Annotated in this window: 15 protein-coding genes; 11 read left to right on the top strand and 4 right to left on the bottom strand. The window is 69.3% G+C overall.

What is annotated here, in order from left to right:
* Window positions 1-18 precede the first annotated feature (18 nt).
* Window positions 19-1,002, bottom strand: a complete 984-nt coding sequence (locus VMT40_RS38085) for a glutamate ABC transporter substrate-binding protein (protein WP_326364608.1) — start codon at window positions 1,000-1,002, stop codon at window positions 19-21.
* On the bottom strand, window positions 1,002-2,333 hold the full coding sequence (locus VMT40_RS38080) for a hypothetical protein (RefSeq protein WP_326364526.1): 1,332 nt from the start codon (window positions 2,331-2,333) through the stop codon (window positions 1,002-1,004). Before VMT40_RS38080 ends, VMT40_RS38085 begins: the two co-directional genes overlap by 1 nt.
* A gap of 156 nt (window positions 2,334-2,489) precedes the next feature.
* On the opposite strand from VMT40_RS38080, the gene VMT40_RS38075 reads away from it, so the two are divergent.
* Window positions 2,490-3,161: an NUDIX domain-containing protein gene (locus tag VMT40_RS38075; protein WP_326364525.1), complete on the top strand. Its 672-nt coding sequence runs from the start codon at window positions 2,490-2,492 to the stop codon at window positions 3,159-3,161.
* A gap of 3 nt (window positions 3,162-3,164) precedes the next feature.
* Window positions 3,165-5,348, top strand: a complete 2,184-nt coding sequence (locus tag VMT40_RS38070; RefSeq protein WP_326364524.1) for a molybdopterin-containing oxidoreductase family protein — start codon at window positions 3,165-3,167, stop codon at window positions 5,346-5,348.
* Here the strand turns inward: VMT40_RS38070 and thiE are convergent, their stop codons facing one another.
* Window positions 5,349-6,074 (bottom strand): thiamine phosphate synthase, encoded by a 726-nt coding sequence (gene thiE, locus VMT40_RS38065; RefSeq protein ID WP_442790129.1) that lies wholly within the window; start codon window positions 6,072-6,074, stop codon window positions 5,349-5,351.
* A gap of 152 nt (window positions 6,075-6,226) precedes the next feature.
* On the opposite strand from thiE, the gene thiO reads away from it, so the two are divergent.
* The 6 genes from thiO (at window position 6,227) to VMT40_RS38035 (ending at window position 11,530) form a co-directional block, all read left to right on the top strand.
* A complete protein-coding gene (gene thiO / locus VMT40_RS38060; protein WP_326364522.1) occupies window positions 6,227-7,351 on the top strand; it encodes a glycine oxidase ThiO in 1,125 nt (374 codons plus the stop codon).
* Window positions 7,348-7,557, top strand: coding sequence for a sulfur carrier protein ThiS (thiS, locus tag VMT40_RS38055; protein WP_326364521.1), 210 nt, complete (start codon window positions 7,348-7,350; stop codon window positions 7,555-7,557). The genes thiO and thiS overlap by 4 nt, the downstream gene beginning before the upstream one ends.
* Entirely contained in the window at window positions 7,550-8,314 is a 765-nt protein-coding gene (locus VMT40_RS38050; protein ID WP_326313297.1) for a thiazole synthase, read from the top strand. Before thiS ends, VMT40_RS38050 begins: the two co-directional genes overlap by 8 nt.
* A 139-nt stretch (window positions 8,315-8,453) precedes the next feature.
* A complete protein-coding gene (locus tag VMT40_RS38045; RefSeq protein ID WP_326313298.1) occupies window positions 8,454-9,398 on the top strand; it encodes an ABC transporter ATP-binding protein in 945 nt (314 codons plus the stop codon).
* A complete protein-coding gene (locus VMT40_RS38040) occupies window positions 9,398-10,216 on the top strand; it encodes an ABC transporter permease (RefSeq protein ID WP_326364520.1) in 819 nt (272 codons plus the stop codon). The genes VMT40_RS38045 and VMT40_RS38040 overlap by 1 nt, the downstream gene beginning before the upstream one ends.
* Window positions 10,217-10,669: 453 nt before the next feature.
* Complete coding sequence (locus VMT40_RS38035; protein ID WP_326364607.1) at window positions 10,670-11,530, top strand: adenylate/guanylate cyclase domain-containing protein; 861 nt, start codon at window positions 10,670-10,672, stop codon at window positions 11,528-11,530.
* Between the two features lie 37 nt (window positions 11,531-11,567).
* Here the strand turns inward: VMT40_RS38035 and VMT40_RS38030 are convergent, their stop codons facing one another.
* Window positions 11,568-11,726, bottom strand: a complete 159-nt coding sequence (locus VMT40_RS38030) for a hypothetical protein (protein ID WP_326364519.1) — start codon at window positions 11,724-11,726, stop codon at window positions 11,568-11,570.
* Window positions 11,727-11,893: 167 nt separating this feature from the next.
* Between VMT40_RS38030 and VMT40_RS38025 the strand changes: the two genes are divergently transcribed.
* The 3 genes from VMT40_RS38025 to VMT40_RS38015 are packed head-to-tail and all read left to right on the top strand — an operon-like array spanning window position 11,894 to window position 16,370.
* On the top strand, window positions 11,894-13,609 hold the full coding sequence (locus VMT40_RS38025) for an acyclic terpene utilization AtuA family protein (RefSeq protein WP_326364518.1): 1,716 nt from the start codon (window positions 11,894-11,896) through the stop codon (window positions 13,607-13,609).
* An 11-nt stretch (window positions 13,610-13,620) separates the two neighbouring features.
* Window positions 13,621-14,769: an acyl-CoA dehydrogenase family protein gene (locus VMT40_RS38020; RefSeq protein WP_326364606.1), complete on the top strand. Its 1,149-nt coding sequence runs from the start codon at window positions 13,621-13,623 to the stop codon at window positions 14,767-14,769.
* Window positions 14,766-16,370: an acyl-CoA carboxylase subunit beta gene (locus VMT40_RS38015; RefSeq protein WP_326364517.1), complete on the top strand. Its 1,605-nt coding sequence runs from the start codon at window positions 14,766-14,768 to the stop codon at window positions 16,368-16,370. Before VMT40_RS38020 ends, VMT40_RS38015 begins: the two co-directional genes overlap by 4 nt.
* Window positions 16,371-16,372 lie beyond the last annotated feature (2 nt).

The following is a 16,372-nucleotide window of genomic DNA, read 5'->3' as shown; positions in this document are numbered from 1 at the left end:
ATTCGGACGGTGTGGTCATCAGTCCTGATACCTCGGTGCGGGCGGGATGGCCGCGGTGCCCAGCTCGGGCGCCAGCCAGCGCTGGTAGAGCTGGTTCCACGTGCCGTCGGCGCGAATCCGTTCCAGGGTGCCGTTGACGAAGCGGACCAGATCGTCCGAGCCCTTGGAGATGCCGATGCCGTACTGCTCGGTGCTCAGATTGGGTCCGACCACCTCGGTGGCCGGATCCTGTTCGGCCAGACCGGCCAAGACGGTGTCGTCGGTGCTGACCGCGTCGACCTGCCGCTGCTGCAGCACCACCAGGCAGTCGGCCCAGCCGGGCACGGTGAGGATGGAGGCGGCGGGCTGCTGCCGCCGAATCAGGTCGAGCGAGGTGGTGCCGCTGGCCACGCACACCCGCCGCCCCGCCAGATCGGTGAGTCCGGCGATGCCGGAGTCGCGCACGGTCAGCACCCGCTGGTGCGCCTGCAGATACGAGGTCGAGAAGGTCACCGTCTGCCGCCGTTGGCAATTGATGGTCATGGTCTTCACCACGACGTCCACGGTGTGCTCCACCAGGGCCTTCTCGCGGTCGGCCGAGCTGAGGATCCGGTATTCGACCGCGGCCGGATCGCCGAGCAGATCCCGCGCCAGCTCCTTGGCGATGTCCACGTCGAATCCGGCCAGGGTGCCGGTGGTCGGATCGCGGAAGCTGAACAGATTGCTGCCCGGGTCCAGGCCCACGAGTAGTCGGCCGCGGGCCCGAATGGCATCGATGTTCGGGCCGCTGCGAATCCCATTGGGCCGCAGGCTGGCCGTCGGGTCCCCGCAGTCGGGGGCGACCGGCGGCGGGGCCGTCTGGGTCTGCGCCACCACGGCTCCCGACGGCAGCGGCGGTTCGATGTAGCTCGGCACCCGGGTGGACGGCGCGGGCGGCGGGGGTGTGTTGTCGGCGCAGGCCGCCGTGACCGTCACGGCCAGCGCCAGGGCCGCGAGCGCGAGGGAGCGGGCGGGTCTTCGCATCATCGGTACTCCCGCAGCCGTGGCCACAGACCCGCCGCGACCAGCACGGCGGCCGCGGTGCTCAGCACCAGCGCGCCCGGCCCGAGCAGGTCCAGGGTGCGGGCGGCGTGCGAGGTGTCGGCGCGCAACATGTTCCGGGTCTCGGCGATGCCGTCGCCGAGGGCCTTGTCGAGGGCGTCGGTCTGGGCGGTGGCCTCGTTCGCGCCCGGCCCGGTGGCCACGGCGGCCGCGCCGAGGAAGTCGCCCTTGGACAGCGCGTCGTTCATGCGCTGATGGGCGGCCCGCCAGCGGTCCAGCGCGCCCGCGGCGGTCTTCACGTCGTTCGCGCCGGGCGCGTCGGAGGCGTAGCCGGACAGGATGTTTCGCAGTTTTCCAATGGCCTGGTCGTAGGTGCGGTCGTAGTCGGCGCTGGTGTCGCGGCGCACCAGTTTCAGGGTTTCGGCGGTGCGCGCCTGCTGGGCCAGGATGCGGCTCTCGGTGAGCGCGGCGGTCGGCACGCTGCCGTCGTCGCGGGCGTGGGTGGTGTCCACGGCGGAGATGATGCCCGCCACCACCGTCCAGGCCAGCAGCACCACCATGGTCGCGCTGGCCAGCAGCAGACCGAGATTCAACACCCGGTGCCAGCGTCGGAACAGGAACAGCTGCGCGATGATCAGGGCCGCGACGGCCAGCAGCGGCAGCAGGATGGCGGGCCACGGCGGCCGCACGTGATTGCGCTGGGTGGCGGTGATGGCCGCGGACCGATGCTCCTGCAGTTCCTGCGCCATCGGCAGCAGCGTGGTCTGCATGAGATTGGAGGCTTCGCTCAGGTAGGCCGCGCCGACCGGCTGCCCGCCGCGATTGTTGGCCCGCGCGGTCTCGACGATGCCGGTGTAGACCGGCAGCCCGGTGGCGATCCCGGCGCGCAGATGCGTATCCGCGTCGCCCTCACTGCGATTGGACTGGGTGACCAGTTCGGCGGCGGCCTCGCCGACCGCCTGGTTGTAGCGGTCGCGCACCGGTTTGGGTTCCAGCCCACCGGAAATGAAGGCGGTGCCCGCCGAGGCGTCGGCCACCGACAGCGAGGTGTAGAGCCGTTGCGCCGAGTAGGCGTCCGGTTCCGATTCGCTCAGCAGCACGTCGAGGGCGTGTTGCCGATTGGTCACCGCGGTGGCGGTCACCATGCCCGCGGTCACGCACAGGCTCACCAGGATCAGTCCGACGGCGATCAGTTTGGCGGGGGAGGACCGGGCGAACGAGCGCAGTTCGGTGGTGGCGAAGCGTTCTCGCCAGGCCGCGGCGGCCACACGAGGGGACAGCTCCTCGATAGCCAACTCCTCGGTACGAGCCATCCTCACCTCCCAGTCACCGAAATCGAACGACCGACTTGTTCCCGTCGGATGAGCTTATTGTGGACGTACCTCCGCCGTGACGCGGGAATCCCCGCGGTGTGCCCCGCCGTGCGGGAAACGCGCACGGCGGCGTGATCGGACGAGGGGATTGTGGCGATGCGCGGTGACGGCGACGGTTGGGCGGAGAGTCCGGATGGCACCCGTCAGTGGGGTCGTTACGGCGCCGCCGGACTGTTGCTGCGCGCCCCGCTCATTGGCGGCGGTTCCGCGGTGCTGCTGCATCACCGCGCCGCGTGGACCCATCAGGGCGGTACCTGGGCCCTGCCCGGCGGCGCCCGCGACTCGCACGAGACCACCGTGCACGCCGCCGTCCGGGAGGCCGAGGAGGAGGCGGGCATCCCGCCCGGCTCGATTCGCGTGCGCGGCTCCCGCGTGACCGCGACCGCGCCCAGCGGCTGGACCTACACCACGGTCGTCGCCGATGCGGCCGATCGCCTGGAGACCCGGGGCAACAAGGAGAGTCAGGATCTGGTCTGGGTCCCCGAGGACGAGGTCGAGGACCGCCCGCTGCATCCGGGCTTCGCTGCCGCCTGGCCGACCCTGCGTGCCACACCCACCCGCGTCAGCCTGGAGGGGTTCGCCGAGACCGAGGCGGTGGCGGCCGCGTTGCCGCGCACCCTGGATCTGGCCGAGCTCGGATTCCTCTGGCTGCACGCCAATGGCGACGGGGACGGCCGCACGGCCCGCATCGGTGGCGGGTCCGACCCGAAACAGACCGATTTGGCCGGAAATGTGTTGTTCCTCACTCTGGATCAGGTGTTGTCTTGAGGCGTGAGCACGCGCGAGCTTCCGACCTACTGCCGAATCTGTGAGCCACTCTGCGGGCTGATCGCCACCGTCGAGGACGGTCGGCTGGTGCAACTGCGCGCCGACAAGGAGCATCCGCTCTCCCGCGGCAACGCCTGCCCGAAGGGCATCGCGTTCACCGAGATCCAGAACGATCCGGACCGCGTGCTGTATCCCCTGCGGCGCACACCCGCGGGCGACTTCGAACGGGTGTCCTGGGATACCGCGCTGGACGAGATCGGCGAGCGGCTGCGCGGGCTCATCGACCGGCACGGAATCGAAAGCCTCGGCTGGTATTTCGGGAATCCGTCCTCCTTCTCGTATTCACACACCCTGTGGATGCTGGGATTCCAGATGGCCGCCGGGCTGAAGCACGTGTATTCGGCTGGCTCCCAGGATGTGAACAACCGCTTCGTGGCCAGTCAGCTGCTCTACGGCTCGCTCACCTCGGTGCCCGTGCCCGATCTGGACCGCACCGACTTCCTGCTCATGCTGGGCGCGAATCCGCTGATCTCGCACGGCAGTGTGATGAGCGTGCCGCGGATTCGCGAGAAGCTCACCGCGATCACCAAGCGCGGCGGCCGCGTGGTCGTGGTGGACCCGCGAAACACCGAGACCGCCAAGCTGTTCGAGCATGTCGGGGTGCGCGCGGACGGTGACGCCTGGCTGCTGGCGTCGCTGCTGCAGGTCATCTTCGACGAGCGGCTCGAGGACACCGAGGCGCTGCGCCGTCAGGCCTCCGGGGTCCGCGAATTGCGTGCCGCCGTCAGCCGTTTCACACCCGAGGCCACCGCCGAGGTGACCGGACTCGAGCCCGAGCGGGTGCGCGCCCTGGCCCGCGATCTGGCCCGCGCGCGGGCCGCCGCCGTCTACGGCCGCACCGGCACCTGCCTGGGTCGGCACGCCACCCTGGTGGCCTTCCTCATCGACGCGCTGTCGGTGGTCACCGGCAATCTGGACCGGCCCGGCGGTGCGGTCTTCGGCAAGGAGCTGGTGGCCGTCTCCAAGCTGAACGCCCGCCTCGGTTTCGTCGGGTACGGCAAGAACCGTTCGCGCGTGGGCGGATTCCCGGATGTGCTGGGCACCTTCCCGGCCGCCATCATGGCCAAGGAGATCACCACCCCGGGGCCGGGCCAGCTGCGGGCCCTGTTCACCTCGGCGGGCAATCCGGTGTCCTCGGTGCCCAACGGCCGCGAATTGGCCTCCGCCATGGCGCAACTCGACCTGCACGTCTCCATCGACATCTATGTCAACGACACCAACCGGCTGGCCGACTACATCCTCCCGGCGACCACCTTCCTAGAGCGCGACGACATTCCGCTGCCGTTCACCGCGCTGTCCCCGACCCCGTACACCCAGTACACCGAGCGCGTCGTGGAGCCGTACGGCGAGGCCCGCGAGGAATGGCGGATCATCGACGCGCTGGCGACCCGAATCGGCGTGCAGCCCTTCGCCATCGGGCCCGCCCGCCCGGTGGGCCGCCTGCTGAGTTCGGTGCGCCGCCGCGTACCGGCCCTGGCCGCGGCGCGCCCCACCCCGACCCTGCTGGCGGATCTGGCCCTGCGCACCGGCCCGTACGGCGATCTGTTCGGCCTGCGCCGCAAGGGAATCAGCCTGCGCATGCTGCGCCGCCACCCGCACGGCGTCGTGCTGGCCGATGCCATCACCACCGGCGTGCTACGAGACGTGGTGATGCACAAGGGCGGTCGCGTCCGACTGGACCCCGACGAGATCATCATCGAACTGCGCACCCTCGCCGATCGGCCCGCCGATCCCACCTACCCGCTGCGCGTGATCGGCCTGCGCGAGCTCAAATCCCACAACTCGTGGATGCACAATGTCGAGTTGTTGATGCGCGGCGACCGCGAGCACGCCGCCCGCATCAATCCCAAGGACGCTGCCGTGGCGGGCATTGCCGACGGCGACCGCTGCCGGGTCACCTCCGCCCACGGCTGGATCGAGGTCACCGCCCGCCTGACCGAGGACATGACCGAGGGCACCGTGGCCATCCCGCACGGATGGGGTCACCGCGGCGGCTGGCAGCGCGCGAACGCCGCGGGCGGCGCGAACGTCAACGACCTGATGTCGACCGATCTCGCCGATGTGGAACGCCTGGCGGGCATGTCGAACCTGAACGGCGTCCCCATCCGCCTGGACCCGGTCGCCTGATCAGCGGTCGTTCTCGAGAATCCGCTGCTTGATCGCGCGGGCCGCGGCCTCCGGATCGTCGGCCTCGGTAATGGCCCGTACCACCACGATTCGGGTCGCGCCCGCGTCCAGCACCTCGGGCAGGGTCTTCTCGTCGATGCCGCCGATGGCGAACCACGGGCGCTGGGTGTGGGAATCGGCGGTGGAGCGAACCAGGTCGATGCCCGCGGGGGTGCGGCCGGGCTTGGTCGGGGTGGCGAAGACCGGGCCGGTGCAGAAGTAGTCGATGTGCTCGTCGATCGCGGCCAGTCCGGCCTGCGCGCGATTGTGGGTGGAGCGGCCGAGCACGACCTCGCTGCCCAGGATCTGCCGCGCGTACCAGGGCGGCAGATCGCCCTGACCCAGGTGCAGCACGTCGACTCCGGCGGCGAGCGCGATATCGGCGCGGTCGTTGCAGGCGACCAGCGCGCCGTGGCGGCGGGCCGCGGCCTTCAGTTCGGCCAGGGCGCCCAGTTCGGCCTTGGCCTCGAGCGGTCCGAACTGTTTCTCCCCACGCGACCCCTTGTCGCGGATCTGAATGATGTCGACACCGCCCGCGAGGGCCGCCTCGGCGAACTGCGCCAGATCGCCCTTGTCCCGGCGGGCGTCGGTGCACAGGTAGAGCCGTGCGGTCGCGAGTCGCTCCCGCGGGGAGATCACGGAGCGTTCCCGATGGGGTACCGGCCGGTTCGGGTGGGAGGGTTGCACAGCCACGACGGTAGTCGCGCTACGGTGGTTGAGTCGAAACGACCCATGGGGACGCACCCGCTGCCGCGCAGCGCGACGGTGTCCGTGAATTTTGGGTTTCGAGAGGTATATATGCAGGTCCCGGCGGCGCCGGGGCGGGTTAGGTGGATCCAATGCGGACTTTGGCCGTCGTCGGCGGCGGTGTGATCGGACTGTCGGCGGCCTGGCGGGCCGCCGGAGCGGGCTTTACCGTCACCCTCTTCGACCCGGCCGTCGGCTCCGGATCCTCCTGGGTGGCGGGCGGCATGCTCGCACCGCTGTCCGAAGGCTGGCCCGGCGAGGACGAGGCCCTCGCCTTCGGTGCCGCCTCCCTCACCCGCTGGCCCGGCTTCGCCGCCGAACTGAAGGCGGTCAGCGGTACCGATGTCTTCGTCGCCGACGAGACCCTGACCGTCGCCCTCGATGCCGCCGATGCCGCGGACCTGCGCACCATCGCCGACTGGGTCAATGCCCGCGGCCACGAACTGCGCGTCCTGGACCGCGCGGGCGTGCGCGCCGCCGAGCCGAATCTGGGTCGCGCCGTGCGCGCCGGACTGCTCGCGACCGCCGAACCGGCCGTGGACAATCGCGCCCTGGTCGACGCGCTCCGAATCGCCTGCGGCGCAGCCGGAGTCGAGTTCCGCGCCGAACGGGTCGAGTCCCTGGCCGACCTGCCGCACGACCGCGTCGTGCTCGCGACCGGGGCCGCCGCGGCGCAGCTGTGGCCCGGCCTGCCGATTCGCCCGGTGAAGGGTGAGATCCTGCGCCTGCGCCGCCGCCCCAGCGCGCCGACCCCGCCGCGGCGCGTCATTCGCGCCCGGGTGCACGGGCGGCCGATCTACCTCGTGCCGCGCCACGATGGAATCGTGCTGGGCGCAACGCAATACGAGGTCGGCTTCGACACCGCCGTCACCGTGGCGGGCGTGCGCGATCTGGTCACCGACGCCGAATCCGTGCTGCCGGGCCTGGGCGAATACGAATTCGCCGAGGCCATCGCCGGTCACCGCCCCGGCTCGCCGGACAATCTGCCGCTCATCGGCCATCTCGACGACCGCGTGATGGTGGCGGCGGGCCACGGCCGCAATGGCATTCTCGATACCCCCGTCACCGCCGACGCCGTCCTCGCCCTGCTCACCGATACCGAGCTGCCCGAGGCCGCGGCCGCGAATCCCCACCGGTTCGCGCAAGGGCCCGGCGCGTCGGCCCCGCAGCGGCAATCTTCGGTTGCCGCACCGCTTTACCCAGGAGGAGTTCGATGACAATCCCGGTCGGCGTGACCGTGAACGGGCAGGACCACGTCTTCCCCGACACGCTCACCGTGCGTGAACTGCTGGCGCGCCTGAACCTGCCGTCGCAGGGCGTGGCCCTGGCCATCGACGGCGCGGTGTTCCCCAAGTCCCGCTGGGACGAGCCGGTCGGCCGCGGCTGGGAGATCGAGGTGCTGACGGCGGTGCAGGGTGGCTAGTCTCGTCGAGCCCCTGGTCATCGCGGGTCGCGAATTCGGTTCGCGGCTCATTACCGGCACCGGTGGCGCGGAGAACCTGGCCGTCCTGGAGGAGGCGCTGGTCGCCTCCGGCACCGAGCTGACCACCGTGGCCATGCGCCGGGTGGACGCCGCGGGCGGCACCGGCGTGCTGGATCTGCTCAAGCGCCTCGAGATCGCCCCGCTGCCCAATACCGCGGGCTGTCGCACCGCCGCCGAGGCCGTGCTCACCGCGCAGCTGGGCCGCGAGGCCCTCGAAACCGATTGGGTGAAGCTGGAAGTCATCGCCGACGAGCGCACCCTGCTGCCCGACGCCATCGAATTGGTCGCCGCCGCAGAGCAATTGGTGGACGACGGTTTCACCGTGCTGCCCTACACCAATGACGATCCGGTGCTGGCCAAGCGGCTCGAGGACATCGGCTGCGCCGCGGTCATGCCGTTGGGCTCGCCCATCGGCACCGGCCTCGGCATCGGCAATCCGCACAATATCGAGATGATCGTGGCCGCCGCGGGTGTCCCGGTCATTCTCGACGCGGGCATCGGCACCGCCAGCGACGCCGCCCTGGCCATGGAACTCGGCTGCTCGGCCGTGCTGTTGGCGACCGCGGTCACCCGCGCCCGCCAGCCCGCCCTCATGGCCGCCGCCATGGCCCGCGCCGTCGAGGCCGGTTGGCTCGCCCGGCAGGCCGGACGCATCCCCAAGCGCTTCTGGGCCCAGGCCTCCTCGCCTGGATTCTGACCTGTCGGCCCGGATTCTGACCCGTCGGCCCGGATTCTGAACCCGGAGTCCGGGCTCGGCCGTAGTCATCCTCGAGGATGAGCGACGCGCGACCAATTAGCGATAGTGCGCGCTCCGAATGTGGGGAAGACTGGTGCCCATGATCGAACTGAGAGGCCTGACCAAACACTACGGCCAGACCGTCGCGGTGTCGGACCTGTCGTTCACGGTCCCGCCCGGCCAGGTGACCGGCTTCCTCGGCCCCAATGGGGCGGGCAAGTCGACCACCATGCGCATGATCCTGGGGCTCGACACCCCGACCTCGGGCACCGCCCTCATCAACGGCCAGCCCTACCACGAGTTGAAGAAGCCGCTGGAGACGGTCGGCGCCCTGCTCGACGCGAAGTGGGTGCACCCCAACCGTTCCGCGCGCTCGCATCTGCGCTGGATGGCGGCCTCCAATGACATTCCGGCCGCCCGGGTCGAGGAGGTGCTGCGCCTGGTCGGCCTCTCCGAGGTGGCCAACAAGAGCGCGGGCGGCTTCTCCCTGGGCATGTCGCAGCGGCTCGGCCTGGCCGGGGCGCTGCTCGGCGATCCGCAGGTGCTGCTGTTCGACGAGCCGGTCAACGGCCTGGACCCCGAGGGCATCCTGTGGATCCGCCGCTTCATGCAGCGGCTGGCGGGTGAGGGCCGCACCGTGCTGGTGTCGAGCCACCTGCTCTCCGAAATGGCCCAGACCGCAGAGCATCTCATCGTGATCGGCCGCGGCCGCCTCATCGCCGACACCACCACGAAGGATTTCATCGAGAAGGCCTCGGAACAGTCGGTGCGCGTGCGCAGTCCGCAGCTGGATCAGCTGCGCAGCCTGCTCACCTCCAATGGCATGACCGTCCGCGAGGACGGGGCCGAGGCGGACGGTCCGGCCCTGGTCGTCGCCGGTGTCACCAGTGACGCGGTCGGAAAACTGGCCGGTGCCAACGACATCACGCTCTACGAGCTCTCACCGCAGCGGGCCTCGCTCGAGGAGGCGTTCATGCGCATGACCGGTGGCGCGGTGCAGTACCACGGCGAAGGCTTCGATCAGGTTATGGGAGGTGCGCTCTGATGGGAGTGCTCGCGGCGGAACGAATCAAGCTCACCTCGACCAAATCCCCGGTCTGGTGCACGGCGCTGCTGGTGGTGTTCGCGCTCGGCATCGCGGCCCTGTTCAGCCTGGCCCTCAATGCCTCCTGGCGGGTCTTCCAGGATCAGCTGGCCGAGGGCAAGATGACCCCTGCCGACGCCCCTTACGCGGAAAACTCGGTGGCGGGCCTGGGCATCACCGGTCTGGCCCAGGGCATTCCGGGCTTCGGCTACCTGATGGTCATGATCTTGGCCGCGCTCGCGGTGACCAGTGAATACCGCTTCGGGACCATCAAGACGACCTTTCTGGCCAGCCCGAACCGGACCGCGGTCCTGCTCACCAAGGCCGGTGTCATCGGGTTTGCTATGGCGTTGCTGAGCGCGGTGCTGACCTTCCTCGGATTCTTCATCTTCAAGGCGATGGTCAACCACGACGCGGGCAGTCACCTGAGCCTGAGCAGCGGTGATCTGCGCGTCTTCTACGCCGTGCCGCTGTTCATCCTGCTGGTGGTGTTCCTGGCCGTGGGTGTGGGCACGCTGATCCGGCAGTCGGCGGGCGCGTTGTCGCTGCTGATCGTGTGGCCGGTGATCATCGAACCCATGGTCGGCGCGTTCGGCCGGATCGGCCGCGAGATCCAGGTGCTGCTGCCGTTCCAGAACGCGGGCCTGTTCCTGGGCACCGTGGACGCGAAGTCGCAGTACTGGCACTGGGGACCGTGGGGTGGTCTGATCTACTTCGCCGTCTTCGTGGCGATCGTCTTCGGTGCCGCGCTGTTCGTCGTGAACAAGCGCGACGCCTAGCTCGTGAATACCGAATAGAGACCCTGCCCGGGGAGCCGTCGGCCACTGCCCGGCCCGGCGGCGCACATCGGCCCGATACGGATTTCCGTGTCGGGCCGATGTCTTTTCTGAGGGGCAGGCTAAGGCTGTGTGAAAACTTTCGATTCCGGCCGGAAACTTCTAGATCTCGTACTGAGCGGTCTGTAGCATCGCCTCAGCAACCAAAACACTCAAACATCGGCGGGTCCAACGTTGTGGCCGCTAGCACCGATCGGGAGGTGTCAGGTGGCAATTGTTAATCCATCCCACGACGGAGCCCTGGGATACGCTCTGGGCGTGAGCGAACGACCCTCCGACGGCGGTGAACGCGCCTCCGACGCGAACCGCACGGACGGACTGGGAACCGATCGCAACCGCTCGCGCGACGCGAGCGGCAACCGGGCGCGGGAGAACCGCATCGACCCGGACGTGGTCATCCCCCTGATCCCCGCCGAACTCTCCGCGGACGCCGACGAATCCGACGCCCAGCCGCGTCGGCGCGGCCGCTTCCCGGGGCAGCTCTCGGCCCTCGTCAATGCCGCCAACCAGCGCGGCGATCTCATCGGCGTCATCCGCAAGGCCCGCGAGAACCTGCCCGGCGATCCGGCCTTCGGCGATCCGCTCTCGGTGTCCGGTCCCGGCGGCGTGCGCGCCGTGGCCCGCGCCGCGGACAAGCTGGTCGGCGATTCCCCCAGCGCCGCACGCGAATTGGGGCTGGGCGCGCTGCAGGTCTGGCAGGCCATGCTGGAACGGGTCGGCAAGGGCCGTGGGGCGCAGGAGATCACCATCATGTTCACCGATCTGGTGGCCTTCTCCAGTTGGTCGCTGGCCGCGGGCGACGAGGTCACCCTGGACCTGCTGCGGCGGGTGGCCAAGGCCATCGAGCCGCCGATCAATGATCGCGGCGGCCAGGTGGTCAAGCGCATGGGCGACGGTGTCATGGCCGTGTTCCCGTCCGCGGACCGGGCGGTGCGCGCGGCCATCGCCGCCAAGGAGAATCTCTCGGCCGTCTCCGTGGACGGCTACCGCCCGCAGATGCGCCTGGGCCTGCACACCGGCAGCCCGCGCGAAATCGGCGGCGACTGGCTCGGCATCGACGTCAATATCGCCGCCCGCGTCATGGAGGCGGGCGGGAACGGCAACACCATGATCTCGGGCGCCACCCTCGACGCACTGAAGCCGGAGACCCTCGAGGAACTCGGCCTGGGCGTAAAGCCTTACCGCCGTAGCTTCTTCGCCGCCCCGCTCAACGGCGTCCCCGAAGACCTCCGCATCTTCCGCCTGGAGGCTGAGTAAGGGGTTTCAGGGGAAGCCCCTGAGAGTTCGAGAGTTGTTAATGCGTCATCCAGAGGATGGCTCCGACTGCCGCGAGGACGCCGCAGGCGCCCAGGCCGATGGCCAGCGGGCGCGAGGTCTTGAACAGCGAGTACGCCCCGCCGAGCAGAAATCCGGCGAGGGCGAGCAGGACGATGGCGGTGACGTCTGAGGACACGCGCTCAGTCTGCCTGAAGGTTGCCGCCACTCCGGTCACCGGTCCCGACCGGGCGATCCTTCAAATAACAAGCACGCGGGCTTGATTTTTTCAGGGGCGGATGTGACCCTGTAACCGACCGCAGCGCCGAAGCTGCGCCGGACTCAGGTGTGCACAGGAGGCCCTTCATGAGTCAGCTCGCCGACACTCCGGATGTCATCCGGATCGGCAATTGTTCCGGGTTCTACGGCGATCGGCTGAGCGCCATGCGGGAGATGCTCGAGGGCGGGCAGCTCGACGTGTTGACCGGCGACTATCTGGCCGAGCTCACCATGCTGATCCTGGGTCGGGATCGCATGAAGGACCCGAACCTCGGCTACGCCAAGACCTTTGTGAAGCAATTGGAGGACTGCCTCGGACTCGCGCTCGAGTCGGGCGTGAAGATCGTGTCGAACGCGGGCGGGCTGAATCCCGCCGGGCTCGCGCAGCGGATCCGCGAGGTGGCCGAGAACCTCGGTCTCGCACCGAAAGTCGCCTATGTGACCGGTGACGACCTGCTGGCACGCGCGGGCGAACTGGGGCTGGGCGCACCGCTCACCGCCAATGCCTATCTCGGCGCATGGGGTATCGCCGAATGTCTGAACGCGGGCGCGGACATTGTGGTGACCGGCCGGGTCACCGACGCGTCGGTGGTCGTCGGACCGGCGGCCGCGCACTTCGGCTGGGGCCGAACCGATTACGACGCGCTGGCCGGTGCGGTGGTGGCGGGGCATGTGATCGAATGCAGTACCCAGGCCACCGGCGGCAACTTCGCCTTCTTCACCGAGATCGCCGATCTGGGCCGCCCCGGCTTCCCGATCGCCGAGGTGCGCCGCGACGGCAGCAGTGTCATCACCAAGCACGAGGGCACCGGCGGCGCGGTCACCGTAGACACGGTGAAAGCCCAGCTCATGTACGAGATTCAGGGCGCGCGGTACGCCGGGCCGGACGTCACCACCCGCCTCGACAGCATCCGGGTGAGCGCCGACGGCCCGGACCGGGTGCTCATCAGCGGAGTCACCGGCGAGGCCCCGCCGCCGCAGACGAAGGTTTCCACCAACACCATCGGCGGCTTCCGCAACGAGATGGAGTTCATCCTCACCGGCCTCGATATCGAGGCCAAAGCCGCACTGGCGCAACGGCAGCTGGAATCCTGGCTGGCCGTGCGGCCCGCCGAACTGGAGTGGACCCTCGCCCGCCTGGACCGCCCCGACGCCGACACCGAGGAGCAGGCCAGCGCCTTGCTGCGCTGCGTGGTGCGCGACCCGGACCCGAACAAGGTGGGCCGCAATTTCTCCGGTGTCGCGGTCGAGTTGGCCCTGGCCAGCTTCCCCGGCTTTTCGCTGACCTCCCCGCCCGGCAACGGCGGCCCCTACGGCGTGTTCACGCCGGGCTACGTGGACGCCAAGGAGGTCCCGCACACCGCGGTACTGCCGGACGGCTCCGAAGTGGCGATCGCCCCGGCGGGGGAGACCCTCGAACTCGACGCGGTCGCCGAACCGGCGCTGCCGCAACCGCTTCCGGCGGGTGCGAGCAAGCGGGTGCCGCTGGGCACAATCGCGCTCGCGCGCTCCGGTGACAAGGGCGGTAACGCGAACATCGGCGTTTGGGTCCGCACCGAGGAGCAGTGGCGCTGGCTGGTGCACACCCTCACCGTCGACGAACTGCGCCGCCTGCTGCCCGAGACCGCCGAGCTGCCCGTCACCCGGCACGTGCTGCCGAACCTGCGGGCGCTCAACTTCATTGTCGAGGGACTGCTTGGGGAGGGCGTCGCCTATCAGGCCCGCTTCGACCCGCAGGCCAAGGGGCTCGGCGAATGGCTGCGCGCCCGATACCTCGAGATTCCCGTGGAGCTGCTGCCATGAGCACCGGATATGTGAATCCCTGGACGACGCCCGAGCGGCGCGAATTGCGCGCCACCGTGCGCGGTTTCGCGGAGCGGGAGGTGCTGCCGTACCTCGACGACTGGGAGCGGCAGGGCGAGATTCCGCGCGAACTGCACAAGAAGGCGGGGGCGCTGGGGCTGTTGGGGATTCAATTCCCCGAAGCCGTGGGCGGTTCCGGCGGTGACGGGATCGACGCGGCCATCGTGTGTGAGGAGATGCATTACGCGGGGTGCTCGGGCGGTCTGTTCGCGTCCCTGTTCACCTGTGGCATCGCGGTGCCGCACATTGTCGCGTCGGGGAATCGCGAGCACATCGAGCGGTGGGTGCGGCCGACGCTGGCGGGGGAGAAGATCGGGTCGCTGGCGATCACCGAGCCCGGTGGCGGTTCGGATGTCGGGCATCTGCGGACCAGCGCGGTGCGTGACGGCGACGAGTTCATCGTCAACGGCGCGAAGACGTTCATCACCTCCGGTGTGCGGGCCGACTATGTCGTGACGGCCGTGCGCACGGGTGGCCCCGGCGCGGCCGGTGTTTCGCTGCTGGTGGTGGAGAAGGGCACGCCGGGATTCACGGTCAGCCGCAAGCTGGAGAAGATGGGCTGGCTGGCCTCTGATACCGCCGAGCTGTCGTATGTCGATGTGCGGGTGCCGGTGTCGAATCTGGTGGGGCCGGAGAATTCCGGATTCTCGCAGATCGCACAGGCTTTCGTGAGCGAGCGGGTGGGCCTGGCCGCGCAGGCGTACGGGCACGCGCAACGCTGCCTGGACCTGACCCTGCGATGGTGTCGGGATCGGGAGACCTTCGGCCGTCCGCTCATCAGCCGCCAGGCCGTGCAGAACACCCTGTCCGAGATGGCGCGTCGCATAGATGTGGCGCGCGTCTACACCCATCATGTGGTGGAGCGCGCCGCGCACGGCGAGACCGATCTGATCGCGGAGGTCTGCTTCGCCAAGAACACCGCCGTGGAGACGGCCGAATGGGTTGCGCACCAGGCGGTGCAGCTCTTCGGCGGCCTCGGCTACATGCGTGAGTCCGAAGTCGAACGCCACTACCGGGATGTCCGCATCCTGGGCATCGGCGGCGGTACCAACGAGATCCTGACCAGCCTCGCGGCCAAGCGATTGGGGTTCCAGTCTTGACCATTCTGCGCACGTCCCTAGACCCGAACTCGGCGGAGTATCAGGCCGCCGCCGAGGCCATGACCGCCAAGCTCGCCGAGGTGGAGGCCGAATACGCCAAGAACATCGCGGGCGGCGGCCCGGAGAAGCTGGCGCGACATCGCAAGCGCGGCAAGCTGACCGCGCGGGAGCGCATCGAACTGCTCATCGACGAGGATTCGCCGTTCCTCGAGCTGGCCCCGCTGGCGGCGTGGGGCAGTGAGTTCCACGTGGGCGCGAGCGTGATCGCGGGCATCGGCATTGTCGAGGGCGTCGAGTGCCTGATCACCGCCCCCGACCCGACGGTGCGCGGTGGCACCTCGAATCCCTGGACGCTGCGGAAGACGCTGCGGATGAACGACATCGCGTTGGAGAACCGGCTGCCGGTGATCGGCCTGGTGGAGTCCGGCGGCGCGGATCTGCCGACGCAGAAGGAAGTCTTCGTGCCCGGCGGCCGCATGTTCCGGGACCTCACCCGGCTGTCCGCGGCCGGAATCCCCACCATCGCACTGGTTTTCGGCAATTCGACCGCCGGTGGCGCGTACATACCCGGTATGTCCGACTACACGGTCATGATCAAGGAGCGCTCCAAGGTGTTCCTGGGCGGGCCGCCGCTGGTGAAGATGGCCACGGGTGAGGAGTCCGACGACGAATCGCTGGGCGGTGCCGAAATGCACGCGCGCGTCTCGGGTTTGGCGGACTACCTGGCCGTGGACGAGCAGGACGCGATTCGCCTGGGCCGGTCCATTGTCAAGCGCCTGAACTGGCAGAAGAAGGGCCCCGAGCCGCGTCCGCTGACCGAGGTGATCGAGCCGCTCTACGACCAGGAGGAGCTGCTCGGCATCGTGCCGGGCGATCTCAAGATCCCGTTCGACCCGCGCGAGGTCATCGCCCGCGTGGTCGACGGCTCCGACTTCGACGAGTTCAAGCCGCTCTACGGCTCGAGCCTGGTCACGGGATGGGCCGAGCTGCACGGCTATCCGGTCGGCATCCTCGCCAATGCGCGCGGCGTGCTGTTCTCCGAGGAAGCCCAGAAGGCCACCCAGTTCATTCAGCTGGCCAATCAGTCGAACACGCCACTGCTGTTCCTGCACAACACCACCGGCTACATGGTCGGCAAGGAGTACGAACAGAAGGGCATCATCAAGCACGGCGCGATGATGATCAACGCGGTGTCGAATTCGAAGGTCCCGCACATCTCGCTGCTCATGGGCGCGTCCTACGGCGCGGGCCACTACGGCATGTGCGGTCGGGCCTACGATCCGCGCTTCGTGTTCGCCTGGCCCAGTGCGAAATCCGCCGTCATGGGCGGCGCGCAGCTGGCGGGCGTCATCTCGATCGTGGGCCGGGCCGCCAACGAGGCCCGGGGCATTCCGTTCGACGAGGAGGCCGATGCCGGGTTGCGCGCCATGATCGAGGCGCAGATCGAGGCCGAATCGCTGCCCATGTTCATGTCGGGCCGCCTCTACGACGACGGCGTCATCGATCCCCGCGACACCCGCACGGTCTTGGGAATGGCGTTGTCGGCCATTCACAATGCCCCGATCGAGGGCGCCGACGGCTTCGGCGTCTTCCGGATGTGAGG

It is taken from the genome of Nocardia sp. CDC160, from assembly GCF_035818795.1.
Lineage (GTDB): Bacteria > Actinomycetota > Actinomycetes > Mycobacteriales > Mycobacteriaceae > Nocardia.
This window is presented reverse-complemented; position numbering and strand designations above follow the sequence as displayed.

Excerpts from the sequence above, each read along its gene's own strand:
- VMT40_RS38085 (WP_326364608.1), bottom strand. The coding sequence starts at position 1,002 with ATGCGAAGACCCGCCCGCTCCCTCGCGCTCGCGGCCCTGGCGCTGGCC.
- VMT40_RS38080 (WP_326364526.1), bottom strand. The coding sequence starts at position 2,333 with ATGGCTCGTACCGAGGAGTTGGCTATCGAGGAGCTGTCCCCTCGTGTG.
- VMT40_RS38075 (WP_326364525.1), top strand. The coding sequence starts at position 2,490 with ATGCGCGGTGACGGCGACGGTTGGGCGGAGAGTCCGGATGGCACCCGT.
- thiO (WP_326364522.1), top strand. The coding sequence starts at position 6,227 with ATGCGGACTTTGGCCGTCGTCGGCGGCGGTGTGATCGGACTGTCGGCG.
- thiS (WP_326364521.1), top strand. The coding sequence starts at position 7,348 with ATGACAATCCCGGTCGGCGTGACCGTGAACGGGCAGGACCACGTCTTC.
- VMT40_RS38045 (WP_326313298.1), top strand. The coding sequence starts at position 8,454 with ATGATCGAACTGAGAGGCCTGACCAAACACTACGGCCAGACCGTCGCG.
- VMT40_RS38040 (WP_326364520.1), top strand. The coding sequence starts at position 9,398 with ATGGGAGTGCTCGCGGCGGAACGAATCAAGCTCACCTCGACCAAATCC.
- VMT40_RS38025 (WP_326364518.1), top strand. The coding sequence starts at position 11,894 with ATGAGTCAGCTCGCCGACACTCCGGATGTCATCCGGATCGGCAATTGT.